We start from the raw sequence: 26,087 nt of genomic DNA, 5'->3' as shown, positions 1-26,087 counted from the left end.
ATTCATCATTTAGACCTTTTCGCCCCCAAATAGGTCTACTTGGAATGGGAGGGATTTGGAATTTTAGACTGCAATTGTTAAAAACATTCTTGATAAGTTTCCAAAAACCTAACATTCATAACAAATATTAACCTTAATAGTGAGCTGTGGAATTTAATGTTGTAGGGGTGTTCTAATATGTTGTGAAATGCTTTTATTGTATGGTTAGGCATTTTTTTAAAAGCAGCTTGTAAGAATTTAATTTTGAAGGAACTATGTATTATTGCTAGTTAAACCCTTGCTTAGTTGGGATAAAATAGGATCTTTTAGATACCGCAGTATAGAGCAGAGATGATAGACTTACCTTAAAGGAGTATATTTTTAATAATCAATTTGTTGTCAAAGGCAACAAACGCAATATCAATATTTTCACCTTAATTGGGTTAGGCAGGGTAAAGGTACTGCGAATATTGAGTGACATACTTCAAATGCCTCTTTGGCTTTATGATTAATATGGAACTATTGAATATAACATTTATCAGTATATAGGAAGATTGATACTCTAGTTTGGTTAATAGCAATAGGGCCCCATTTTATTGTTTTTCCACTCTTAGGCCAGGATTTTGGAATATTGAGCACAACGGTATTTCGATTATCAAATTTGCAATATTAATTTTATGAAGATAGACACTTGAATAGATTGGTGATTCAATTTTTTTTTGAAGCGCCCAATTATGTCATTTGATTTGGGGTTACCCTCATGATCCACATTTTATCGGTATAAGTGTCATTGATCTTAGAGTAATAGGATACTAATGCATTGTTCCAAGATTCATGTCTTTTTAAATAAACATATCTGTAGTTATTTTCTGGGTTTATAAAATAGCTGGCACTAAGTCCTTGGGCATTCAGCATTTTTACGAATCGGTTCGCATTGTTGGCATTGGCAAATACATTGGCAATGATATAGTAGCCTGTACCCAGACCATTTATTTTGTACACTTTCGCCGTAGGATCATTTGCGGTTACATTGTCTTTAACCACCACATTTTTCTGAAGTTTGTCCAAGGCATATTGTGATGATTTTTCCTTGATTTTGTTTACGTTTTGTACATAAGCCTTATCAGCGTCCGTATAACGGGTGTTGTCCACATTCATAATCCACATGTCCTTGGAATAAGTTCCATTGATGTTGGATTTATGGGCGGCTAAAGCCTCCTGCCAGGTATCATACCTCTCCAGATAAACATATTTAAGACCATTGTTGGAATTTTCAAAATAATCTGCCCTAACTCCGTCATTCGCAAGTTGCGTTACGAACTTATTAAGATATTTTTCTCCTTTGTAAACATTGGCTACTACATAGTAACCGTCTGCTACGCCATCCAAATTCCTGAATTTTCTACTCTTAATATTGTTTTGTTGTGCTACTCGTGTAAACTCATCTTGTTCAGCTTCTTCAGCCTTCGCTTTGGGGGTGATTTTGGTTTCAACCTCCTTAGTGACTATGGCATCCTTGGTTTTGTCCACGGGTTTTATAACGTTCGGTTTATTTTCTTTTGGATTGGGCTTGGAATTATTGACCAGACCACCATTTTCATTGTTTACGAGATACATCTTTTTGGCTTTTTCCTCAATGTCCGGACGCTTGCCCTGCGTTTCTTCGCGGACCATTTTCATTACCATTTCAAATCTGCGTTCCAAATCTTTTTGACGGTTGGTTTCCGATGAATCCTGACGGAACATTAACTCTGCTAAAATAGCATCATTTTCTGCCAATGCCTTCTTCAGTTTTTCAATTTCCAATTGTTGTGCAGTAAGGGTATCTTCCTGTTCTTCTTCGTTTTCTGCCAATTCCTCGTAACCTTCTTCCAACATTACACGATCTTCTGTAAGTGTTGGGGTTATGGAATAGGCAAAGGATATTTCGTGGGTCAACCCAAAATTGTCAAAATTGTTGGACAACCCTTTTTCCATAGTATACCCTAGAGAAAGCCTGCGGTTAATGTTAAATCCAATTCCGGCAGAAGCTCCATAAAAGCTATCATAACCACCTTGTAACCAGCCTAATTTAGGTAGGTCAAGGATTAAACTTCCTCCCAATACAACCTCTTCGTTCCCTATTTTTCGAACCCTTGCCAAAGGCATTAACCGACCTGCTTCAAAAATGCCGGCACCGTTTTCAAACTGATGGGTATATTGTAAATGACCCGAGAAGGTTTTGTCGCCAAATTCAGTTATTGTTTCACTAGTCTTTAGGTTGTAGTCGAATAAATTTTCAGCAAATATTCCAAAATCAAATTTTCCATAGGAAAGATTAAATCCAGGTTGAAAGGATAAGAGATTGGAATCCTGTAGTCCGTTCAGAGCTGGATCATTTGGATCCAAAGCATTGGCGCGGTTCCTATCAAATCCACTGTTGTAGTAGGCGAGGTTGGCCCCAAAAGTAAAATTACTCTTGTCGCTTAATTTGATGCCATAGGCATAGTTGGCCATAACCCCGTAATTGGATATTAATCCTTCCCTTTGAGTATATAGGCTAAGTCCCAAACCGCTACGGTCATTAACACGACCACTGTAACTAAGGAAATAGTCTTGGTTGTTATCATTGAAAGATACCGATTGGTTTCTGTGTAATAGATTTATATAGGACTTGTCTTCCCGTACCGTAGAAAAAGTAGGGTTAATAAGAAATCTATTGAATTTTAAGAGGTTCTGTGAGGGAACATCATAAGAAACAAACGGACTTTCTTCTTGCCCTGTGACCTTGGTAAGGCAGAGTAATAAAAAGAGTATATATAAATAGTTTTTCTTAAACATGGTGCATTAACGTATTACTGTAATAGTACCTTTCTTCAAGGTTTCCTTGGCATTTTTAATGGTGTAATAAAACACCATATTTTGCTTTGGGAATTTCATGGTAGCTTCTGGCCAATTGTTCTGGTATTGTTTCTGGCTAAGTACTTCCTCTCCTTTGTCATTATAGATAATAACTGAAATATTGGGGTCTTTAGTATATGTATTGGGAATAATCCATTGGTCGTTATACCCGTCCCCGTTGGCAGTTATGACATTTGGAATACCAAAGGTGTCTTGATAGGAGGCAGAAAATGATTTGGAAACCTCGCAATTGTTTATCGTAGCAGTTACCATATAATTACCTTCCTGTGTAATGGAAACGGTGTCCGTATCACTCAGCAAAACACTGTTTTGATCGTACCATTTATAACTTGTGGCCCCACTGGCTGATATCATTTTGCTACCTCCTTCGGGAAAGACCACTTCGTTATTGGCTGTGCTAAGGGCTATCAGGGAATCGTCCAAGGGAGATATAATAATCTCGTTGGATCTAAGAGCACATCCGTTTTTCTGCACTACTAATTGATACGTACCCGGAGTGCTGACCGAAAGTGATTCACTGGCGGTATTTAAGTTTACACCATCTTTAAACCAATCAAAGCTTTCCCCTGTTAATGTTGTGGTTGTTGAAATGTCTATTGTATCGCTGGAATTACAGATTACGGTACCAGTGGCAGATATGGTCAAGGTTTCGTTGGTCAACAAACGGACGGGTAATGTATTGGAAGTTGAAATAAAACTGTCCAAGCTGCCCTGAACCGTATATTCGCCGTTTTCATCGGAATTCGTTAAACTTATATTACTTCCGTTGGCAGCTGTTATATTGGCTCCGTCCCTCGTCCATTGGTAAGAGAAATTGCTTTTTAAGTCTGCGGTGACATCGGTTTTGGTACCATCTGATAGGACGGCGTTGATTCTACTGACCTCTATGGCTACACTTGTATTAATACAATTGGTATATTCTGTAGTATAGTTCGTGATCAATTCAAAGGAATCAGGATTTACCAATGTGGTAGTTTCCGTGTTCTTGGTGGCTGAGGTACAGGCACCTCCGCTTAGAGTTACTTCCGCATAATAATTGCCTACTGCATTTGCTGTATAGGAACTGTTTGTGGCACCGGTAATGATGGTGTTATCCCTATACCATTGGTAGGTTACGGATGAGGCATCGGAGGATGCGGATAAATTTGCAGTCGCTCCTGGCAAGATAACCATGTTGGCCGGGTTGTCCCTAGAAACGGTAAAAAGTCCGGCATTGGTAATGGTTACGGTATTGGAAGTTTCTGTACAAATGCCATCTCCCTGTATCTTTACAGAATAATCGCCAGGAAAATTGGCATCATTGGTATCTATGTTATAGGTATATGCTCCTAAGGTACTTGGTTGTACAATTGTTGATCCCTTATACCAGGTGTAGGCAAGGTCTGGATAATTCATGTTTGCCTCAAGTGGCGCGTAACTTTGACCTGAACACATTGCAGTTTCGGCCGGTGGGTTTAGGGCCAAGCCTACACTGGTTCCTATTTCAACCTCAATGGAAAGCGATTGGGTATTGGCCGATCCTGAACAGGTGGACCCGTAATCCAATTCTACAACGTAATAACCACTTTCGGAAACTTCTATGGAAGAACCGCTTCCGCTACTGGTAAAGGGTGATGTATTCTTATACCAATTATACCGATAGGTTTCTGGATTGGGTACATTGTATACTTCCAAGGTGGTTGTTCCCCCATTGCACAATTGTATTTTCTGCGCTGGAGGTGCTCCGGTGTCGCCCAATTCCCTGATAGCCAGTGTGGAATTGAAGTCTATATAATACATTTCAAAGGCATCCGATACGGGACTTGTTTTGGCAGGACTGGTACTTCTTACCCTAAATCTGTAGGCATCACCCCTTGTATCTGTTGGTAAGGCAAATGAAAATTCAAAGTCAAAGTCCGAATTTTTATCAGTAGCTCTTGCCAGTTCTGTGGGGCTTGCGAAGGAACCACTGGCATCGGATAATTCCAATACAAATTGATTGTCGCTGTTTACGGAAGGTAACCAAGTGAAATTTATGAAATATTCGTTAAAGGTCGCAGAAGCACAGGCAGCGGTCCAAACCGAATTTCCTGCTAGATTTGGGTTGTCCGCAGGTGTAGGTTTGTTCAAAGTCTGAGCTGAAATTGAGTTTGCACCCAACAGTATCCATGTTAGAACGAAAATTAGTAGGTGATTTTTTTTGTTCGGGCTCATAAGATGTTGTAGTTAGGGGTTACTACCAGCTTTTATTGTTGATAATTATCAGATAACTTTTATTAAAAATCGGCAACACATTGAATTACAAAGTATCCAACAACAAATATGTCATATAATTATTATACTGGAAATTTAAAGTTGTAAGGGTATTTAAATCTGTTGTGAAACCCTCTTTATTGTATGGTATACGGATTTTATAGTCTGCTTTACCTGCATTTTCCGTACATTTGCGCATCAAAAATGAGAATATGAGTGAAGCATTAAAATCGCTGAATTTTATTGAGCATATCGTGGAGGAGGATTTAGGGAAGGGCTTTCCCCATGATAAGCTGAGATTTAGATTTCCACCAGAGCCAAATGGGTATCTGCATATAGGACATGCAAGCTCAATTTGCCTTAATTTCGGTTTGGGCTTGAGGTACGGGGCTCCTGTTAATTTGCGTTTTGATGATACCAACCCTGCCAAGGAGGAACAGGAATATGTTGATGCCATTAAGGAGGATGTGAAATGGCTGGGTTATGAATGGGATACGGAATGTTTTGCTTCCGATTATTTTCAACAGTTGTACGATTGGGCTATAGAACTTATAAAAAATGGAAAGGCGTATGTTGATAGTCAGTCTTCAGAAGATATTGCCTCCCAAAAAGGAACACCTACCGAAGCTGGGATACCAAGCCCATTCAGAGACCGGTCTGTAGAAGAGAATTTAAGGCTTTTTCAGGGTATGAAGGAAGGTAAGTTCAAGGAGGGGGAGCATGTTTTAAGAGCTAAAGTGGATATGGCGTCGTCCAATATGCTGATGCGTGATCCCATAATGTACCGAATACTTTATAGGGCACACCATAGAACAAATACCGATTGGTGTATTTACCCGATGTACGATTGGACACATGGCGAGAGCGACTATATAGAGCAGGTTTCACATTCATTGTGTACGCTGGAATTTGCTATGCATAGGGAGCTGTACGACTGGTTTTTAGATCAGGTAGTGGATAAGGATTTAGTTCGTCCTAAACAAAGGGAGTTTGCACGCAGGAATTTTAGTCATACCGTAGTGAGCAAACGCAAGTTGCTTCAATTGGTGGAACAAGGATATGTAACAGGCTGGGATGACCCTAGAATGCCAACAATTTCTGGATTAAGACGAAGGGGCTATACCCCTGAGTCTATTAGAAATTTTGCCGACACTATTGGTATTGCCAAAAGAGATAATGTAGTGGATGTTTCCTTGTTGGAATTTCATGTACGGGAACATCTGAATAAGATTGCACCTAGGGTAATGGGTGTGCTAAATCCGTTGAAAGTGGTTTTGACCAATTACCCTGAAGGTGAGGAAGAATGGCTGGAAGCGGAAAATAATCCGGAGGATGAGAGAGCAGGCTTTAGACAGCTTCCGTTTTCCAAGGAATTATATATTGAACAGGAAGATTTTAAGGAGGAGGCAAATAGAAAATTCTTTAGACTTAAACTGGGAGGTGAGGTACGTTTAAAGAATGGGTATATTATAAAGGCCGAGTCCTGTACCAAAGATACCGATGGGAATATTGTTGAGGTACAATGTACCTATGATCCGAAGAGTAAAAGTGGAAGTGGTACGGAGGAAAGCCTGAGAAAAGTAAAGGGAACGCTACATTGGGTTTCGGCAAGACATGCCCTTACTGCGGAAGTAAGGTTGTATGATCGTCTTTTTACTGATGAAACTCCAGATGCACATAAGGATAAGAATTTCCTGGAATTCATTAATCCGAATTCTTTACAGATAATCTCTGCTTTTGTTGAACCTAGTTTGGCGGATGCCGAAGTTGGGGATAGGTTTCAGTTTCAACGTATGGGATATTTCAATATTGATCGCGATAGCAAACCTGAAAAATTGGTTTTTAACAGAACGGTGGGCTTAAGGGATACTTGGGCCAAAATTCAGGAAAAAAACTAGCATAAATTTAACTTATAGATTCTAACATAACAATTGGTGTTTTCTATAAAAATCAAAGGTCACAGCTCTCTTGTACTGTGACTTTTTTTTATTCGAATATGATTCTTAAACGAACGGTATTTTTGCTCGCTATACGGCCTTAAATGAGTTTTTGTGTTGAAATTTGCTGCTAATATCGATTTAGGTCAAAAGTTTGTCCGATAGTGGCAAGGAATCTTCTGCTTTCCCCTTAATTTTGAAATTGAACATCAATACCATCATTTTAAATCATGATACTCCAATATTGAAATTTTTATTTAGTGGGTTTCAATTCGAGGATTAAATTATTGGTTTATCCCTGGATTAAAAATGGCCTAATTTTGATTAGGGAGGATTTAATTTAAATGGGAAGTATTAATTATAAATTTAAGCATTATGACAAACGACAGTGGAAATACTTTATTGGCATTATTAACTGGAGCGGCAATAGGAGCCGGTATAGGAATTTTATATGCTCCCGATAAAGGAACCAAAACAAGAAAACGTATTAAAAAGAAGGCTATAGAAACTTCGGACGATATCTCTAGTAGAATTACCCAGGCAAAGGAAGAGCTTACCAAGACCGCAGAGGAAAAGAAAGTGGATTTTGAGCAGAAATTGGAAGAGACAATTTCCAATATGAGTTACAAGGCAGATGATATTATAACTGCATTGGAGAAAAAGTTGTCCGATTTAAAGAGCAAAAATGCCGAACACCAGAAGTAAGACTTATTTAAATGGCTCTAGAGGAATTAAGGGATAATTTTGCGGATATCGATAAGGATACTAGGTCTTACCTAGAAAATACCGGCGAGTATTATAAGCTTCAGGTTTTTAAGATAGTAATGCGCAGCATTACTTCTTTTGCCAAAATGATGTTGGTAGGTAGTGTTGCTTTACTTTCATTATTTATGTTGTCGTTTGCGGCAGCTTATGGCATAGGTCTCTGGTTGGAGAACACTTTTTTGGGGTTTATGTTTGTGGGTTTGTTTTATATTATTATTGGTATAATTTGTTACTTGTACCGACACAGACTGGACGGGTCCCTGTTGAAAAAGTTTTCTGAATATTATTTTGATTGACAAGTTATGGTAAAGCCTTCGTTTAATTCTTTTGATGAAATAGATCAAAAGCTCAAAATCCTAAAGTTGCAGAGAGAAATTGATAAGGAACAGTTAAAGCTTCATATTAATAATGTAAAGACGACCTTTTATCCGACAAATTTGTTGGGAGGGGCTAGTGGTATAGCTCAGAAATTAATTATTTCCTTTGTGGTCAAGAAGTTGCTTCGAAAATTTAGTTAGTTATCTTTTTTGAATATAATAGAAAAACCTTTTACAACTTGTAGCAGCAAGAGGTAAAAGGTTTTTTTAGTATAAGTTCCGTGACTATTTGGGATCTTTCTTTTTTATACTTTGTTTTTTCATAGACTCCCCTATCATATTACTTGCCGTAAAGGAGGCTACCATATTGTTTAACATATCACTTCCGGCTTGTGGCGAGTTGGGTAACAGGATTAAATTGGTGTTGGTTTCTTCTCCTATAGATTGTAGTGTATCATAGTGTTGTGTAACTACAATTAGGGCAGAGGCCTCTTGCGAGTTTATGCCGACCTTATTCAATACTTCTACAGATTCCTCCAATCCACGGGCTATTTCCCTACGCTGATCAGCAATACCCTGCCCCTGCAGTCGTTTACTTTCGGCTTCGGCTTTGGCTTTTTCAACGATTAGAATACGTGCGGCATCTCCCTCAAACTGGGCTGCAATTTTTTCCCTTTCAGAGGCATTAATACGGTTCATGGCCTCTTTTACTTGTGCATCCGGGTCAATATCCGTTACAAGGGTTTTAATAATATCATACCCATAGTCCAGCATGGCGTCTTGAAGTTCGGTCTTAACGGCAATGGCTATATCGTCTTTTTTTACGAAAACGTCATCCAATTTCATTTTTGGCACTTCCGCCCGTACGACATCGAAAACGTAGGAAGTAATTTGATCATGGGGATACTCCAATTGATAAAAGGCTTCGTAAACCTTGTTCTTAAGAACAACGTACTGTACAGATATTTTAAGTTTTACAAAAACATCGTCTAGAGTTTTTGTTTCAACAATTACATCCAATTGCTGAATTTTAAGCCCAACACGGGCTACAATACGATCTACCAATGGAATTTTTATCTGGAGACCGGATGTCCTTACGCTACTGAATTTACCAAAACGCTCGATAATAACAGCTGTTTGTTGCTTTACGGTAAAGAAGGAGGAAAAAAGAATAACAAAACCGAAAAGTAATAATGGTATAAGTAAAAATGAACCCATGATTAAGTGTTTAGATTAGTTAATGAATTTACAAAAGTCTTTGCAAATTTGTCGCAATTTGTGCTTATAAGTTGCAAATCTTTTATCCTGGCACCAGAATGGTGTTCTCCTTATAAACGGTGAAGGATTATATAATGTGTTTAATGGATTTATTATAGGATTGAGATAGCCTTTTTTATTCTATCAATACAATCCGTTTGTCCGATTAGGGCCATTATGTGGAATATATGGGGACCTTTCATCTCACCAACAATAACCAATCGTAATGGAGGCATTACCTTACCAAAAGAGAGTTCCTTTTCTGTAATCCATTGTTTTACTTGGGTTTCAAGGTTTTCGGAACTAAAGTCTGTGATACCTTCCAAACGGGATAACAATTGTGTCATTATGCCTGCAGTATCTTCTTTCCACTGTTTTTTTACTGCCTTGTCATCATAGGTTTCAGGTGTAAAGAAGAAATAGTTACCCAGTTCCCAAAATTCATGTACAAAGGTGGCTCGCTCCTTGATTAAAGAAACAACTTGTTGCACATATTCGGCATTGTTCTTGTCCTTGGGTAGGTCAACGCCTTTGGTTTTTAAGTCCAACATAAATGCATTTACGAGAAGACTGTTGTCCTTGGCTTGCATATATTGCTGATTATACCATTTGGTTTTATCGGGGTCAAATCGGGCTCCGGATTTGTTGACTCTCTCCAAACTAAAGGCAGTAACCAGTTCGTCTAGTGAAAATATTTCCCGCTCTGTACCTGGATTCCACCCCAGCAATGCCAAGAAGTTGATAACGGCTTCCGGAAAATAACCTGCTTCCCTATAGCCAACGGATTCTTTCCATGTAAGAGGAAATACAGGAAATCCCATTTTTTCGCCATCCCTTTTGCTCAGCTTACCTTTGCCCACAGGTTTCATTATTAATGGTAAGTGGGCGAATTTTGGGGCGTCCCATCCAAAGGCCTCGTATAGTTGTTGGTGAAGTGCCAAGGAGGGCAACCACTCTTCTCCGCGGATAACATGGGTAATTTCCATTAAGTGGTCATCAACAATATTGGCCAAATGGTAGGTGGGCATTCCATCACTCTTGAACAGTACCTTATCGTCTAGGGTATTGGTATCAATTTTAATATCTCCCCGGATCATATCGGTGAGATGAAGTTCGGTGTCTTGTGGTGTTTTAAATCTGATAACAAAATCTTCACCGGAATCCAGTTTTTCTTTGGTTTCCTCTGGTGTTAAAGACAAGGAGTTGTATAGTTTTAGGCGGTTGTGATAATTATAGATAAAGGTTTTGCCTTTTTCTTCATGGGCTTGTCTATGAAAATCCAATCTTTCACTGGCATCGAAAGCGTAATAGGCATGACCGCTTGCAATAAGGGTCTCTGCGTATTTTTTATATAAGTCTTTTCTATTACTTTGTCTGTAGGGGCCGTAGTTACCTTCTTTTCCTGGGCCTTCATCGAAAGGAATATTGCACCAGTTTAGGGCATCAATGATGTACTGTTCTGCACCTTCAACATAGCGATTTTGATCTGTGTCCTCTATTCTTAGAATGAAGTCGCCCTTGTGCTTTTTCGCAAACAAATAGTTAAATAGGGCAGTTCTAACACCGCCAATATGTAATGGCCCTGTAGGACTAGGAGCAAAGCGAACACGTACTTTTTTGGTCATGAAGTATTATTTTTGCGCAAAGATACACAAAGTGTTCTATTTGGTTAAGGCGTTTATGCGCCTTTGGGACTAGTGGCCTTTTTTGTATCTTGGTTATAAAATCATCTGTTGTGAACAATTATAATGATATTCTAGAGAAGCTTAATGCCTTTATAGCTAAATTCTATACCAAGATGTTGCTTAAGGGAGTGCTGCTGTTTTTGGCCTTGGGACTGCTTTTCTTTTTGATTGTCTTGGGGATAGAGTATTTTTTATGGTTGAATTCTACCGGTAGGTTGCTGCTGTTGATTCTTTTTATGGCTGTAGAGTTGTTCTTGGTATGGAAGTTTATTATCACACCTTTGTTTTTCCTATTAAAATGGAAACGTGGTTTAAGTAACAAGGAAGCTTCCGTCCTTATAGGTAAGCATTTTCCGGAGGTAGATGACAAACTCTACAATTTGTTGGACCTTGCCGATAGTAAATCCAAGTCGGAGTTGTTATTAGCCAGTATAGAACAACGATCTACTGAGCTTAGTGTTGTGCCTTTTGTGAGGGCTATAGATATTAAGGAGAATGTAGGATATGCTAAATATCTGCTTTTGCCCTTGATTGTTGTGGTTGTAATATGGGTTTCTGGGGATGTTGTTTCGTATTTCAGTTCTTATAAAAGAGTAATTAATTATGATTTGGCTTATGAGCCTCCTGCTCCCTTTACTTTTAAGTTGGTTTCTTCGGAATTGGATGTCTTGGAGAACAGTTCTTTCACTATACTAGTGACAACGGAAGGTCAGGTTAAGCCAGAAGGGATTTCTATTGTGGTAGATGGGGAAGAGTTTGTTTTACAGTTTAAAGAGGGTTTTTATCAGTATATCTTTACCCCTCCCTTGAAGAGTGTTCCTTTTTACTTTGTTGCCAACGATGTTAGGTCTAAGGACTATTTTTTGAATGTTTTGGCTACCCCTTCTATTATTGATTTTGATTTGATTTTAGATTATCCTGATTATACCAATAAGAGTGATGAGGTTATAAAAAGTACTGGCAGCGCGGTTTTTCCTGAGGGCACTAGGGTATTGTGGAGGATGGATACCAAGGATACGGATGAGGTTCTTTTTCATGTAGGGGATAGTATTGAATATTTTAACAAGAAGGATGAAATCTTCGATTTTGGTAAACGAGTTTTTTCTGATTTGGACTATGAGTTGTCAATTTCAAATGGCAACGTCAGTAGTTATGAGAGGTTGGGGTATCGTTTAAAGGTTGTTAGGGATGCTTATCCCAGTTTACGGGTAGATCAGGTCTTGGATTCCTTAAATCCTAATTTATCCTATTATGTTGGCGAGGCAACCGATGATTATCAGTTAAGTACTGTAAGGTTGATTTATTATAAGAAGGGGGAAAAGGATAAGAAGGTCTTGGTCTTGTCCGAACCTAAAGTGAACTATGATAAGTTTTATTATACTTTTCCTTCAGGCTTGGATTTGGTGGAGGGTGTGTCGTATGATTTTTATTTTGAGGTGGTGGACAATGATGCTATTCACAGAGGCAAAGCAACTAAGAGCCAGGTGTTTAGCTCTGTTTTGTTAGATTCTAATGAGCTGAAGGAGAAGGAGTTGGAGTATCATAAGTCTATTGTAAATAGTTTGGACAGGTCTTTGCAAATGTCAAAGGAACAGGAGAAAAGCTTAAAGGAAATTAATAAAAAGGAAAGGGAAAATAGTAGTTTAAGTTTTTCTGATCAGAATAGGATTAAGGATTTTTTAAAACAACAAAAACTTCAAGAAGACCTTATGAGGAAGTTTAGTGGGCAGTTAAAGTATAATCTTGAGAAGTCTGAAGATGACGGAAAATTGAAAAGGTTACTGGAAGAGCGACTTGATCGTCAGGAATTGGAGGCGAAGAAAAATGAGAAGTTGTTGGATGAATTAAACAAGTTAGCCGAGAAGTTGGACAAGGATGAATTGGCCAGACGCTTGGAAGAATTGGGTAAAAAACAAAAGAATTCGGATAGGAACTTGGAACAGTTGTTGGAATTGACAAAACGCTATTACGTTCAGCAGAAGGCTCATCAGTTATCCATTAAGTTGGATAAATTGGTTGGGAAGCAGTTGTCTTTGATGGGTGATGAGTTTGAAAGAAGAGGTGATTTTCTTAAAAAAGAGCAGGAGAAGGTAGGTTCAGAATTTTTAAAGGTGTCCAAGGAGTTGGATGAATTGAAAAAGGACGATTCTAGTTTGAAAAAGCCGTTGGGTTTAAACTTGGATCAGAAAAATATAGATGCGACTTTAGGGGATCTTGAGGAGGCTTTGGAGGAGATTGGGAAGTATTCCAAAGAAGATAAAGAGTCTGGGGAGGATAAGGAATCCTCTGAGAAGGCTAGGGCCAAGCAAAAATCTGCTGCTAAAAAGATGAAGGAACTATCAGAGGGTTTAAAGCAATCTGTTTCCGGTTCTGGTGGAGGTTCTTCCACCGCTGAGGACGCTGAAATGTTAAGGCAATTGTTGGACAATTTGATCACTTTTTCGTTTAAGCAGGAGGGATTGTATAAAAGTCTTGGTGAATCTGATATGTCCGTAGCTATGGGCGTTGGTAGTATAAAAAGGCAGCAGGAGTTACGGGAGCTATTCAGTCATGTTGATGACAGTTTGTTTGCTCTTTCATTGAGGCAGGCTGAAATTTCTGAATTTGTAAATGAGCAGATAAGTGAAGTTTACTATAATTTGGATAAGGCCTTGGAAAGTATGGCGGAGAGTGAGATGTACCAGGGAGCTTCTTATCAAAAATATGTTTTATCGGCATCAAATAGTCTTTCGGATTTTCTGGCAAATGTTTTGGAGAATATGCAGGAAAATATGAGTATGGGTTCTGGTAAGGGAGATAAGGATAGTTTTCAGCTTCCGGATATTATCAAGGGCCAAGAAGAATTGGGAAAGAAGTTGGGTGAAATCGGCCAAAAGGGTTCTGAGGGAAAGAAACCTGGTGAAGGTAATGAAGGTGGTGGCGAAGGTAATAAGCCTGCGAATAGTGGAAAGGAAGGGAAAGATGGTGATGGAGGGGATAATGGTAGGGAAGGGAAAGATGGTAGGGAAGGGAAAGATGGTAAAGGAAAGGGCTCTAAGGACGGTTCTGGCAATAGTAATGGTGAAGGGGGAGGTGTTGGCAATGAGTTGGGTACTGGTGGTCAGGGGACCGGGGCTTCAGAAGAAGAATTGAAGGAAGTTTATGAAATTTATAAGGAACAACAGGCGTTGCGTGAACAATTGGAGGATCAGTTACGGAACCTTATTAATAATGATGATCGTAAGTTGGGAGAGAAATTGATTCGGCAGATGGAAGATTTCCAGAATGAGTTGTTGAGAAGTGGGGTTACCCAAGAAAGCATAAATAAGATGAACAATATAAATAGGGAAATGTTGAAATTGGACAATGCGGTTATGAAACAAGGGGAGAGGAAGGAAAGGAAGAGTAATACAGGGAATGATTCATTTCAAAACCCTATCCTTTCTAGACCCTCAATATTAGATAATTATCGTTATGATGTAGAGATTTTAAATCGACAAGCGTTACCTTTGCAGCAAAATTATCAGATGAAGGTTAAGGATTATTTTAAAATAGATGATTGATTTTCATTACGAGGCAGATTTTAGTATTCAAGACGAAACCAAGTTTGCCGATTGGGTTAGTAGGATAGTTGTTTCTGAAAATAGGGGCTACGGTCAGTTGGACTTTATTTTTTGTGATGACGAGTATCTGCTTAGGATTAATCAGGAGTATTTGGACCACGACACCTATACGGATATTATTACTTTTCCTTATGAAGATTTTAGTGGAATAGCTGGTGATATTTTTATATCTGTTGATCGTGTTAGGGAGAATGCCTCGGATTTTGGTGTGGATTTTGACTTGGAGTTGAAAAGGGTAATGGCTCACGGGGTGCTACACCTTTTGGGTTTTGGCGATAAGAGTGAAGACGAATCCTTGTTAATGAGGAATAAGGAAGATGAAAAAATTAAATTGTTCCACGTGGAACATTGAAAATTATGTTTGAAAAGGAATACGATGTTATAATTGTAGGAGCCGGTCACGCTGGGGCTGAGGCTGCCGCTGCCGCTGCCAATTTGGGTTCTAAGACCTTATTGGTGACCATGAATTTGCAGACTATAGGGCAAATGTCCTGTAATCCTGCGATGGGCGGAATTGCAAAAGGTCAGATTGTTCGTGAGATAGATGCTCTTGGCGGGTATAGTGGTATTGTAAGTGATAAAAGCGCTATACAGTTTAAAATGCTTAATAAAAGCAAGGGTCCTGCTATGTGGAGTCCTAGGACTCAAAACGATAGAATGAGGTTTGCGGAGGAGTGGCGGATGGCTTTGGAGAATACTCCCAATGTGGATTTTTATCAGGAAATGGTGTCTGGGCTGTTGGTGGAAAAGGGTCAAGCTGTAGGGGTAAAGACTTCCTTGGGGTTGGATATAAGAGCAAAATCTGTAGTATTAACTAACGGTACTTTTTTAAATGGTTTAATTCATATAGGGGATAAGCAGTTTGGTGGAGGAAGGGCTGGTGAAAAAGCGGCCACTGGTATTACCGAACAGTTGGTTCAATTGGGTTTTGAAAGCGGCAGAATGAAGACTGGTACCCCACCAAGGGTGGATGGTAGATCATTGGATTATTCTATAATGATACCTCAACCTGGAGATGATATACCGGAGAAATTTTCATATTCCGATACTAAGGCATTGACTCATCAGCGAGATTGTTATATGACGCATACCAGTCTTTTGGTGCACGATTTGCTTAGAGAAGGTTTTGATCGTTCCCCAATGTTTAATGGAAGAATTAAAAGTTTGGGTCCTCGGTATTGTCCATCTATAGAAGATAAGATCAATCGTTTTGCTGATAAGGATAGTCATCAGTTATTTGTTGAACCGGAGGGCTGGAATACGGTTGAGGTTTATGTTAATGGTTTTTCAACTTCCTTGCCAGAGGATGTTCAGTATAAGGCCTTAAAATCTGTAAAGGGTTTTGAAAATGTGAAGTTTTTTAGACCTGGTTATGCTATAGAATACGATTATTTTCCACCTACTCAATTAAAGCATACCTTAGAAACTAAGTTGATAGATAACCTCTATTTTGCAGGTCAGATTAATGGAACTACCGGCTATGAAGAGGCCGCGTCCCAAGGTTTAATGGCAGGTATAAATGCACATTTAAAAATCAATGAAAAGGAGGCCTTTATTCTTAATAGGGATGAAGCTTATATTGGAGTTTTGGTGGATGACCTTATTACCAAGGGTACAGAAGAGCCATATAGGATGTTTACATCCAGAGCAGAATATAGGACGCTTTTGCGGCAGGATAATGCCGATTTAAGGCTTACGCCCAAGAGTTTCCAAATGGGATTGGCGAAGAAGGATCGTCTGGAGAAGATGGAAGAAAAGGAGAGAAAGTCGAATGCCTTTATAGATTTTTTTAGGGAGACCAGTTTTAAGCCTGATGATATTAACCCTATATTGGAGAGTGTTGATTCTTCCAGAGTAAGACAACCGGATAAGATGTTTAAGGTGTTTTCTAGACCAAGGGTCACTATGGATCATATGTTACAATTGGAGGAGGTTTCTGCCTTTGTTGCTGATAATAATCTGGACAGGGAGATTTTGGAACAGGCAGAGATTCAGGTGAAATATTCTGGTTATATCGCCAAGGAAAAGAACAATGCCGATAAATTGCAACGCTTGGAGAATATAAAGATCCCAAAGGGATTTGATTATAGTCAACTGAAATCCCTTTCATTTGAAGCAAGGGAAAAACTTAAAGCCATACAGCCAGTGACCATCTCACAGGCCTCAAGAATAAGTGGAGTTTCCCCTAGTGATATTAGCGTTTTACTGGTCTATATGGGTCGTTAAATTTAGATACGGGTGCTTATGTTCCACGTGGAACATACATGTGCGCAATGGTTTTATTGAGGCTGTTTAGGGTTTATGTATTTAATTATAAAAAAAGGTATTTGCATTAAAGGATATGCAAATACCTTTTTTTGTGTCGTGTTTTTTTGTCCGGTAGTTGCTTAAGAGGAAGGTAAATTGCTAGAGGTAAAATTTAGTTTTTGGACTTAAGTCGGAGATTCGTTTGTTGGGAATTTTAAGCTATAATCCAGATTAAAAGACTCGGGCACTTGCCCCGAGATAGTTTTTTATTTTATATTTTTTGAATTTTTATGGCAGTTTTTTTCTTATCAGTTTTGCTGTTGGGAAAGGTTTAATTGATGGTTGTTTTCTTTGTGTGATGCGGATGGATATTTGAATGAATAATTATTCGGCAGACACTAAATATTTTGGATTTTAGGATTGAATATTACTGTAGAAGAATGAGGTGGGAATTTGTTGGTTTCAACAATCTTTTCATTTTCTTGTTGGGGTAGTAGTACCAATGTCAAAAATAAAATCTTCGTTTAATTTCTCTTTCAAGGATACCTGTTTTAAAGTATCTTCGTAGCTTGGAGAAATTATAAAGATCCGCTTATCAAAACCATGAAACTTTATTTGGAGACTAAAGATTTTACGCTCACTGGGGAGTCATTTAAGTTATTGCATGATCCAGTTTTAGATATGTTGGTGACCACCCCACAACCGGAATATTTGGCAAGGTATTATGAAAGTGAGAATTATATTTCCCATACCGATGCTAAAAGTTCTTTGTTGGACAAAATCTATCAAACGGTTAAGGTGTACAATTTAAAAAGGAAGTTGGCTCTTATTAATGCCTATTCTGATACTGGTAAAAAACTTTTGGATGTGGGAGCTGGCACGGGGGATTTTTTGTCGGTTGCTGAAAAGCAGGGGTGGGAGGTTTTTGGGGTAGAACCTAATGAACTGGCAAAACGAAAGGCTTCTGAGAAGGGAATAGAACTTTACTCCGATTTGAATTTACTACCTCAGCAAAAATATGATGTTATTACCCTGTGGCATGTATTGGAGCATGTACCAGATTTGGATAGGCAGATTTCAAAATTGGTAGGACTCCTATCAGAAAAGGGAACCCTGGTTGTGGCCGTACCAAATTTTAAATCTTATGATGCATATCACTACAAAAAATTTTGGGCGGCATTTGATGTACCTAGACACTTATGGCATTTTTCTAGAAATAGCATTCAAAATATTTTTGCAGAACACGGAATGAAATTGGTAAAGACGAAGCCGATGATTTTTGATGCCTTTTATGTTTCCCTACTGTCCGAGAAGTATAAGAGAGGAAAGCAAAAATTTGCGAAGGCATTTTGGATTGGTTTGAAGTCTAATTTACGTGCTTTAAGGTCTAAGGAGTATTCTTCGTTGATTTATGTTTTAAAGAAGGCGTAATATCTGTTTTAAGAGCCTTTAAGGGGATTTTCTCGAGTGAAGCGACTAATTGTATTTAGTGAACGGGAAGGGCTTTATGTGGCCATCTTAATGCACAGTTATAAATAAGATAAATCTATTTGGATTTAGTTGGTTATCAATTTTATCTATTTTACTAAATTATCATCCTTTTTGCTTCTAAAGTTGATTATAGAAGATAACTTACTTAATACATGTGACTATGATGAATAATAATGATTTTTCCCCTATTCTAAAAAAGCTTTTCTATTTTTGCCCAAATTTAAACCAAAGAGAAAATGAAAAAATTAGTTTTGGCGTTGGTATTTATAGGTACAATATCTTGCCAGCAAGAGAAAATAGCATTTGTGGATAATGTGAAGCTAATGGACACTTATCAAGAGAAAGTGGATATTGAGGCTAACTTCAAGACAAGAACCGAAGCTTTTGGTAAAAAGAGGGATAGTATTTCCCAAGCTTTTCAAATGGAGGCCCAGGCATTCCAAGCTAAGGCCCAAAAAATGGCGCAGGCTAAGGCACAAGAGGAATATAGTCAATTACAGCAGCGTAGTCAGGTTATTGGACAGCAGTTACAACAGGAGGAACAGCAATTACAGATGCAGGGTCAAACTGAAATGGATAGCTTGGTGTCTAAGGTAAAAGAAGAAATCAAAGCTTATGGGGAGTCAAATGGGTATTCCTTTATTTTAACTGGCGGCGATGGAGGTAGTGTTCTATATGGAAAAGAAGCCCATAATGTAACCGATGCCATCGTTAAAATTTTGAACGATAATTATAAGAAATAATATTGCATAGATAGCTCTTGAAATAGGGCTCATTGAAAAAACCTCCGAAGAATAATTCGGAGGTTTTTTTATGGCACAAAAAGCGTTCGTAAGATATTCTTGGCCATCTGATTAAATGATATGAAATTAGGTTTCCTAATCTAATAGGCCATCTCCACAATCTTCCCAACATCTGAGGGTGATAGTGATCTATGTTCACCTAAACCCAACCAACCCCTATCGGTAAATCGTTTGGAAAGAACTTGAGCGGTTCCTTGGAATTCCTTTGTGTATTCGGAGAGTTTGGTTTTTATTCCTAGTTCATGAAAGAATTGCTCGGTATGTTCAATACCCAATTTGGCTCTTTCCTCCAAGGTACCGTCGGTAATGTTCCAAACCCGCTCGGCATATTGTGCCAGTTTTTCTTTTTTACTAGCTAAATTATAACGATAATGACTTGGAGCAATAACGGCCAAAGTTCTAGCGTGGTCTATTCCATAAAGGGCGGTTAGTTCATGACCTATGGCGTGTACGGCCCAATCTGTTGGCACACCCACAGGCAATATACCATTAAGCGCCATAGTACAGCTCCACATAAAATTGGATGCTGCAGTATAGTTGGTTGGATCTTTCATTATGGCTGGAGCCACTTCTATCAAAGTTTGTAAGACACTCTCGGCCATGCGGTCTTGTAGGGAAGCTCCAACCGGGTAAGTGATATATTGTTCCAATACGTGGTTAAAGGCATCGGCTATACCATTGGCCAATTGTCTTTGTGGAAGGGAGACTATAACCTGTGGATCTAAAACGGAGAATACCGGGAACAATCCAGGTCCTCCCATGGCCAATTTTTCTTTGGTTTCCTCTCTTGTGATTACTGCTCCGGAATTCATTTCGGATCCTGTGGCAGGCAGGGTCAGGACCGTTCCAAAGGGTAAGCCTTTTGTTGTTGGTGTTTTTTGGGTTAACAAGTCCCAGGGAGTATCGCCATGGTATAATGCGGCAGCCGATAAAAACTTTGCTCCATCAAGAACAGAACCACCACCAACCGCCAACATAAAGGTGATTTTTTCTGTTCTTATAACTTCAAGGGCACGAAGGAGAATCTCATATTCAGGATTGGCGGGGATACCTCCAAATTCTATGACATCAAATTCTTGAGTGGCCCTTTTTACTTGGTCATAAATACCATTTTTTTTAATGCTACCTCCGCCATAAAGCAGTAGAACTTTTGCCTTTTCCGGAATCTCTTCGGCCAAATTTTCCATTTGTCCTTTACCAAACAATATTTTTGTCGGATTTTTATATTTAAAATTATTCATATTTGAATTTATAAAATTGAACATTCGGTGATTTCAGTGCAAAGATAAATAAAAATGAATGTTCATTCAGTTTGTAATCGACTTTAACAAAACAATAGTAATCGGAATGTTCTACCGGTTGGTCGGGCACTGGTTTATGGATGGCATTAACTGAACGTATAGCTCCCTAGTCATTTTATCAGAGGATTTTGGCCATCTTTCTTCCTGGCCCAACTAACTTTTAATAGTATTGCCATCTATTTAGTTTAATTTTGACTTTGTGAGGGAATGGAATTCCTTTATTTTGTAATGAAATGCTTAGGCCAACGACCAAGATAGGGAGCATGTTTGTGAATTCAATAGAGTAATGCCAGAACTTATAAATAAACATAGAACGGCTATTTTGATATTTGCCAATTCTTCAACGGAAGAATTGAGAAATAAGGCCATTTCCAAAGGCAATATACTCTTCGGTTCCCTAACAGAGCATGCTCTAAATACGGTAAAGAAAACCGGGCTTCCCTTTTATTTGCTAACGGAAAAAGAGCAGTATGGAAATTCCTTTGGTGAGCGGTTTGTTAATGCTATCAATTCTGTTTTCGACAAGGGATTTGAAAGTGTTATAACGATAGGTAATGATACCCCTCATCTAAAGTCCAATGATATACTGAAGGCTTCAAAATCTATTAATGCTAAAAAGTTTGTTTTAGGACCGTCGACGGATGGTGGATTCTATTTGATGGGCCTCCATAAATCCCAATTTCATGAGGGCAATTTTAGGAAGTTGCCCTGGCAGACCACTTCTCTTTCCAAAAAAATTGCGGGACTAATTGAAGCACATAATGTTCAGGTAATTCGCTTGCATATCCTTCAAGATTTGGATCATCCATCCGATTTAAAGAAGGTGCTAAACGCATATAGGACCGGTTTTAAAAAAATAATTCAACTAATCATTTCCTTACTGGCCCCGATGAAGTGGAACTTTCATCATCAGTGCATTTTAGTAAGAATTAATTTTGAAAATAAATATTTCAATAAGGGCTCTCCTTTTGGATCAACTATTCTGTCTTAAGCAGAAATTCATTTTTTATAACACTTTAAGCTTATATACTTCAAAACTATGGAATTGGTACAATGCAATTCTATTGTTCCTACCAATATTTTCATGCAAGGGATATCGTGTTCTAACCTAATCAATAATTATGGAAACCCCAACTAATTAAGGTTTTCCAAAATATAACTATAAAAATACATACAATGGCAGATTCATATTACGACCCGGCAGATTTGCGCAAATTTGGAAAGATAACCGAATGGAGCGAGGAATTAGGCACTAAATTCTTTGATTATTATGGAAAGGTATTTGAAGAAGGAGCATTGAGTGCTAGGGAAAAATCACTAATAGCCTTGGCAGTGGCCCATGTGGTAAAATGTCCCTATTGCATAGATGCCTATACCAAAGATGGTCTGCAAAGAGGGATAACCAAGGAGGAAATGATGGAGGCGGTACATGCAGGTGCGGCTATCGAAAGCGGTGCCACCTTGGTACATGGGGTTCAAATGATGAATAAGTACAATAAGCTATCCATGTAATACCGATAGCGTTGTAAGGGAATAATACGGCTAATGTCCTATGAGGGTTTTCCGGGAAGGTAGTGGTAGAAATGCTCGACTTCCTGTAATCTTTCAAGCTTATTCTATATTAAAACTTAATAAAATATAATGGCGACAAAATCTTTAAAGGCAAGGGATGAAGCTCTTGTAATGGGCAATAAACAAATGGAGATCCTTAATGGTGGGATTTTTGAAGAGGGGGAACTTCCCTATTTTAAGGATAAAATTGCCCAGATAGGGCAGTTTCCTTTACGTCCAAAAAAATTGGAAATTTTACAGATCAATGTCGGCTATATGTGCAACCAGGTCTGTGAACATTGCCATGTGGATGCAGGTCCGGATAGAAAAGAAATAATGACTCGGGAAACCATGGAGCAATGTTTGGAAGTTATTCGCAATACCGGTGCCCACACCTTGGATCTAACAGGAGGTGCCCCAGAGATGAACCCAGATTTTAGGTGGTTTGTAGAAGAGGCAGCGAAAGCAGGGGTAAAGGATTTTATAGTGCGTTCCAATCTTACGATCATAAGGGCCAACAAAAAATATTATGACCTTCCTCAATTTTTTAAGAAACATAATATTCACGTTATTTCATCTATGCCACACTACACCCGTGGAAAAACTGATAAACAGAGGGGAGAAGGGGTGTTTGATAAGTCGATCAAAGCTCTTCAGGAGCTAAATGCCGTAGGATATGGTATGCCCGGTAGTTCCTTGCGTCTAGATTTGGTCTATAATCCGTCCGGGGCTTTTTTACCAGGAGACCAGTCTGCCTTGGAGCGCGATTTTAAAAAGGCGCTAATAGAGGATTTTGAAATACAATTCCACAATCTCTTTGCCATTACTAATTTGCCAATAGCCCGTTTTTTGGATTATTTGATAGCTTCAGACAATTATGAAGATTATATGTATTCCCTCGTAGAAGCCTATAACCCTTCTGCAGTGGCCAATGTTATGTGTACCAATACCATCTCGGTGAGTTGGGACGGATGGTTGTATGACTGTGACTTTAATCAGATGTTAGGCCTTAAAGTGGCTAGTAAAATTAAGCACATAAAGGACTATAACGAAGATGTTCTAAACGATAGAAACATAATAGTATCCCAACATTGTTATGGATGTACCGCTGGAGCAGGGAGTAGTTGCCAGGGGTCGGTGACCTAAATGGTTGCCTTTTTTGTGCTAAAAAGGAGATTTGAAATCGGCATATGAAAGGACCAATTGGTTTGTTGCGGTTCAAGATTTGACTTAATTTTAGTTTTTTAGTGTATTTTATCGATTTAAAGTTAATTTTAGCTTTGGTTATTAAATAAAAGGCCAAAATTGGAGTTAGAGTAAAAGACTAATAGGTCTGTTTATAGAAAACCAAATCTTATGGACAAACAATTGAAGCGCATGGCCACCATGCAGCGAATACAAACTACCGGCTTAGAGGTATTTTACCAAAAGGGCTACTACAATACCAGTATTGATGATATTTTGAAGGAACTGTCCCTCTCCAAAGGGGCGTTTTATTACCATTTTCAGTCCAAGGAGGAATTTTTTATTAGCATTGTTCAGAACCTTCTATTTAGAAAGGTATACAGCGATCTTATAGCGCCTATCGAGGGACAGGAAGATCCATTAAACAATATACTTGTTTGTTTTGATAATGCATTGGAAACTGCAGAGCATAATTTCCTGGATTATGGATTCGTTTTGAGCAACTTCATTACTGAATTTAACGGGAAGAACCCGGACATAATGAACTACCTACAGGATATTTTGAAGGTATGGGAAGTTAATTTGGTAACGGCCCTTCAAAAAGGAAAAACCGACGGATATGTAGACAGGCATGTAGATAGTGAAGCTGTGGCTACCTACCTCATTTCGTCCTATATCGGGATACGGACTTTAATGGTCGAGGGCAATAGTAAAATCTTGCGCTATAAATACATACAGCAACTGCGGCAGTACTTTAAATTAATAGAGTACAAAGAGCCGGCATAATTTAATAATTAGATTGAAGTGGGTATCGTTGTCATTTCGACCAGAGGGAGAAATCACACTTGTGGCTCAATTCATCTAGGATAGAATTCCCACGCTGCCCAAGGTCTTTGGATTAAAAGGCTACTTGTGCGACTTTTTGCCGTTCATGTTACGCTCTGTCGAAGTGACTAGGCCAGTCAACCCAGCTACATAATTTTCACACTTCGCAAAATCACCCGACTGCCTACGGTAATATATTCTTGTTTAGGATTTCCTCAATTTTGGAAATAACATCCTCAGGAGCAATGGAGCGCATCGCATTTTCGTATCCAGAGGGGTATTTGTTTCCATAGACCGAGGTTGGGATCAATGGAAATTCCTCCCTATCCGCCAACAATGCATTTTGGGGATCTTGTTTAAACGGATAGAATCCCGCATAGGGGTGGGTAACACCCCACAACGTTATGGTAGGGATTCCAAATAATGCTGCCAAATGGGCATTGCCACTATCCATGGCCAACATAAGATTCAACTGTGATATTAAGGCCAATTCCTCTTCAAAGGCCAATTTGCCTACCAGATTTGTACTATTGCGGAATTTATCGGCCCATTTATCCAACAGGCCCTTTTCCTTTTCCCCACCACCAAAAAACAAAATTTTGTAATGATCAGTTGCGTTTAGTGCAGTGACGACCTTTTCCATCAAATCCAAGGGATACATTTTACCATCAAAGGCTGCAAACGGAGCTATACCGATCATTTTTTTTCTCTTTTCATTTACCAATTTCCTTGCAGAGGGGTTAATGGACCTTTTGGGAAGTAGCCTGGCCGTTTCCACATCTATAGGTAATCCCAATTTACCAAAAACATCCGCATAGCGCTGGTGGGTGGTTTTTAGAGGCTTAAAAATTTTTTTGGACAAGGAGGTCAAAGCCTTTTTCTCTGCTCGACCTTTGTCTACCTGGACAAATGGAATGGATCCTAGCATAAAATAAGCTTTAAGGACGTTGCTACGGAGTACATTGTGCAGATCGGCAACCATATCTATGTTCAGGCCTTTAAGTTCCTTGTAGAGCTTCCAAAGTCCAAATATGCCCTTGTGTTTACCCTTCACATCTGCCCCGTAAACGCTGACATTCTTGATTTCGGCAAAAATAGGTTTAAAAAATCCTCGGGTTAGCAGTGTAACTTTTATTTTTGGATGCTGTTCCACCAAGGCTGAGATAACAGGAACGGTCATGGCTACATCACCCATGGCCGATAAACGAATTACCAAAATATGTAGTTCTTCCCCGATCACTGAAGAAGGTTTTCCAATGCTACTTGTAGTTGTCCCAGTAGTGTTTAGGGAAGAATTATGCTCTCTTTCCATTTATATATGGGTTGATTTCCCAAAATAAGCGATTTCAACTTTTTGATGTTAAGGGGCTTTGCGAAGTACCGGATTTAGTTCATTGTCGTTGTACATTTTCATCTGCTTATAGACCTTCATGTATTTTTGCCCAGATTCAATATCCTCTAATAATTGATCTATTGCGGAACACAGATCCTTTTTTTGTTCCAATAGGACGTTGAGCTTTAATTGACATTTTTGGATATGGTCTTGGGAAGCGTCCTTCCTATCCACTTCTTGCTGCATATGATATATTTTCAGAGCTAAAATGGATAGTCGGTCAATGGCCCAAGCCGGACTTTCCGTATTTATGGTGGCATCTGCTTTTTTTTCTACCGATTGGTATTTATTTAGAAAATAACTATCAATAAATTCCACCAGGTCTGTCCTATCCTGATTGCTGGCATCAATCTGTCTTTTTAATTTTAACGCCGACACTGGCTCAATATTGGGGTCGCGAATAATGTCCTCATAATGCCATTGCACCGTGTCTATCCAATTTTTGCGATATAGGAGATGGGATATATCGTCTTTTGGATATGGATTGATAAACACTTGGGATACCTCATCTTTTAAATGGTATTTTTTAATACTTTCTTCAAATATTTTAAAGGCAAAATCACTGAACATAATGACAATATTTTAAGGCAAAGATACCGTTTATTTAAAAAACGGA

Annotated in this window: 20 protein-coding genes; 13 read left to right on the top strand and 7 right to left on the bottom strand. The window is 38.8% G+C overall.

The genetic code is table 11. The annotated features are described in order from the left end of the window. Nucleotides 1-711: 711 nt before the first annotated feature. Nucleotides 712-2,799, bottom strand: a complete 2,088-nt coding sequence (locus tag MWU84_RS17025) for a type IX secretion system membrane protein PorP/SprF (protein ID WP_246903966.1) — start codon at nucleotides 2,797-2,799, stop codon at nucleotides 712-714. 6 nt (nucleotides 2,800-2,805) lie between these two features. After that, a complete protein-coding gene (locus MWU84_RS17020; RefSeq protein ID WP_246903960.1) occupies nucleotides 2,806-5,073 on the bottom strand; it encodes a gliding motility-associated C-terminal domain-containing protein in 2,268 nt (755 codons plus the stop codon). A gap of 251 nt (nucleotides 5,074-5,324) precedes the next feature. Between MWU84_RS17020 and MWU84_RS17015 the strand changes: the two genes are divergently transcribed. From MWU84_RS17015 to MWU84_RS17000, 4 genes are all read left to right on the top strand, one after another. Further along, nucleotides 5,325-7,010 carry a glutamine--tRNA ligase/YqeY domain fusion protein gene (locus tag MWU84_RS17015; protein WP_246903958.1) on the top strand — a complete coding sequence of 562 codons (1,686 nt, stop codon included), beginning with the start codon at nucleotides 5,325-5,327 and terminating at the stop codon, nucleotides 7,008-7,010. Between the two features lie 414 nt (nucleotides 7,011-7,424). After that, the gene (locus tag MWU84_RS17010; RefSeq protein WP_246903956.1) at nucleotides 7,425-7,754 is read left to right on the top strand and encodes a YtxH domain-containing protein; all 330 of its coding nucleotides are present in this window, start codon (nucleotides 7,425-7,427) and stop codon (nucleotides 7,752-7,754) included. An 11-nt stretch (nucleotides 7,755-7,765) separates the two neighbouring features. Then, the gene (locus MWU84_RS17005; protein WP_246903954.1) at nucleotides 7,766-8,110 is read left to right on the top strand and encodes a phage holin family protein; all 345 of its coding nucleotides are present in this window, start codon (nucleotides 7,766-7,768) and stop codon (nucleotides 8,108-8,110) included. A gap of 6 nt (nucleotides 8,111-8,116) precedes the next feature. Then, nucleotides 8,117-8,332 carry a DUF6327 family protein gene (locus MWU84_RS17000; protein ID WP_246903952.1) on the top strand — a complete coding sequence of 72 codons (216 nt, stop codon included), beginning with the start codon at nucleotides 8,117-8,119 and terminating at the stop codon, nucleotides 8,330-8,332. An 84-nt stretch (nucleotides 8,333-8,416) separates the two neighbouring features. On the opposite strand, the gene MWU84_RS16995 is transcribed toward MWU84_RS17000, so the two are convergent. Both MWU84_RS16995 and gltX read right to left on the bottom strand, forming a co-directional pair. After that, entirely contained in the window at nucleotides 8,417-9,349 is a 933-nt protein-coding gene (locus tag MWU84_RS16995; protein ID WP_246903949.1) for an SPFH domain-containing protein, read from the bottom strand. A gap of 152 nt (nucleotides 9,350-9,501) precedes the next feature. After that, nucleotides 9,502-11,013 (bottom strand): glutamate--tRNA ligase, encoded by a 1,512-nt coding sequence (gltX, locus tag MWU84_RS16990; RefSeq protein ID WP_246903947.1) that lies wholly within the window; start codon nucleotides 11,011-11,013, stop codon nucleotides 9,502-9,504. 110 nt (nucleotides 11,014-11,123) lie between these two features. Here gltX and MWU84_RS16985 point away from each other — a divergent pair, with 110 nt between their 5' ends. The 5 genes from MWU84_RS16985 to MWU84_RS16965 all read left to right on the top strand — a co-directional run bounded on the left by MWU84_RS16985 (nucleotide 11,124) and on the right by MWU84_RS16965 (nucleotide 19,156). Next, nucleotides 11,124-14,615, top strand: a complete 3,492-nt coding sequence (locus MWU84_RS16985) for a hypothetical protein (RefSeq protein WP_246903945.1) — start codon at nucleotides 11,124-11,126, stop codon at nucleotides 14,613-14,615. Further along, nucleotides 14,608-15,027, top strand: coding sequence for an rRNA maturation RNase YbeY (ybeY, locus tag MWU84_RS16980; RefSeq protein WP_246903943.1), 420 nt, complete (start codon nucleotides 14,608-14,610; stop codon nucleotides 15,025-15,027). Before MWU84_RS16985 ends, ybeY begins: the two co-directional genes overlap by 8 nt. A gap of 5 nt (nucleotides 15,028-15,032) precedes the next feature. Beyond that, nucleotides 15,033-16,901 carry a tRNA uridine-5-carboxymethylaminomethyl(34) synthesis enzyme MnmG gene (gene mnmG, locus MWU84_RS16975; RefSeq protein WP_246903937.1) on the top strand — a complete coding sequence of 623 codons (1,869 nt, stop codon included), beginning with the start codon at nucleotides 15,033-15,035 and terminating at the stop codon, nucleotides 16,899-16,901. A 624-nt stretch (nucleotides 16,902-17,525) separates the two neighbouring features. Continuing rightward, nucleotides 17,526-18,353, top strand: coding sequence for a class I SAM-dependent methyltransferase (locus tag MWU84_RS16970; RefSeq protein ID WP_246903935.1), 828 nt, complete (start codon nucleotides 17,526-17,528; stop codon nucleotides 18,351-18,353). Between the two features lie 296 nt (nucleotides 18,354-18,649). Beyond that, on the top strand, nucleotides 18,650-19,156 hold the full coding sequence (locus tag MWU84_RS16965; protein ID WP_246903933.1) for an OmpH family outer membrane protein: 507 nt from the start codon (nucleotides 18,650-18,652) through the stop codon (nucleotides 19,154-19,156). Nucleotides 19,157-19,296: 140 nt separating this feature from the next. On the opposite strand, the gene MWU84_RS16960 is transcribed toward MWU84_RS16965, so the two are convergent. Then, nucleotides 19,297-20,457, bottom strand: a complete 1,161-nt coding sequence (locus MWU84_RS16960; RefSeq protein WP_246903930.1) for an iron-containing alcohol dehydrogenase — start codon at nucleotides 20,455-20,457, stop codon at nucleotides 19,297-19,299. Nucleotides 20,458-20,803: 346 nt separating this feature from the next. On the opposite strand from MWU84_RS16960, the gene MWU84_RS16955 reads away from it, so the two are divergent. From MWU84_RS16955 to MWU84_RS16940, 4 genes are all read left to right on the top strand, one after another. Further along, a complete protein-coding gene (locus tag MWU84_RS16955; RefSeq protein WP_246903928.1) occupies nucleotides 20,804-21,508 on the top strand; it encodes a DUF2064 domain-containing protein in 705 nt (234 codons plus the stop codon). A gap of 185 nt (nucleotides 21,509-21,693) precedes the next feature. After that, the gene (locus MWU84_RS16950) at nucleotides 21,694-22,029 is read left to right on the top strand and encodes an arsenosugar biosynthesis-associated peroxidase-like protein (protein WP_246903927.1); all 336 of its coding nucleotides are present in this window, start codon (nucleotides 21,694-21,696) and stop codon (nucleotides 22,027-22,029) included. Nucleotides 22,030-22,158: 129 nt separating this feature from the next. After that, on the top strand, nucleotides 22,159-23,214 hold the full coding sequence (gene arsS, locus MWU84_RS16945; RefSeq protein WP_246903925.1) for an arsenosugar biosynthesis radical SAM (seleno)protein ArsS: 1,056 nt from the start codon (nucleotides 22,159-22,161) through the stop codon (nucleotides 23,212-23,214). Nucleotides 23,215-23,424: 210 nt separating this feature from the next. Continuing rightward, nucleotides 23,425-24,039: a TetR/AcrR family transcriptional regulator gene (locus MWU84_RS16940; protein WP_246903923.1), complete on the top strand. Its 615-nt coding sequence runs from the start codon at nucleotides 23,425-23,427 to the stop codon at nucleotides 24,037-24,039. Nucleotides 24,040-24,262: 223 nt separating this feature from the next. Here the strand turns inward: MWU84_RS16940 and MWU84_RS16935 are convergent, their stop codons facing one another. Continuing rightward, nucleotides 24,263-25,390: a glycosyltransferase family 9 protein gene (locus tag MWU84_RS16935; protein WP_348647880.1), complete on the bottom strand. Its 1,128-nt coding sequence runs from the start codon at nucleotides 25,388-25,390 to the stop codon at nucleotides 24,263-24,265. A gap of 48 nt (nucleotides 25,391-25,438) precedes the next feature. Next, nucleotides 25,439-26,041, bottom strand: a complete 603-nt coding sequence (locus tag MWU84_RS16930) for a DUF4254 domain-containing protein (protein ID WP_246903921.1) — start codon at nucleotides 26,039-26,041, stop codon at nucleotides 25,439-25,441. Nucleotides 26,042-26,087: the final 46 nt, after the last annotated feature.

The organism is Arenibacter sp. F20364, from assembly GCF_023015905.1.
Classification (GTDB): domain Bacteria; phylum Bacteroidota; class Bacteroidia; order Flavobacteriales; family Flavobacteriaceae; genus Arenibacter.
This window is presented reverse-complemented; position numbering and strand designations above follow the sequence as displayed.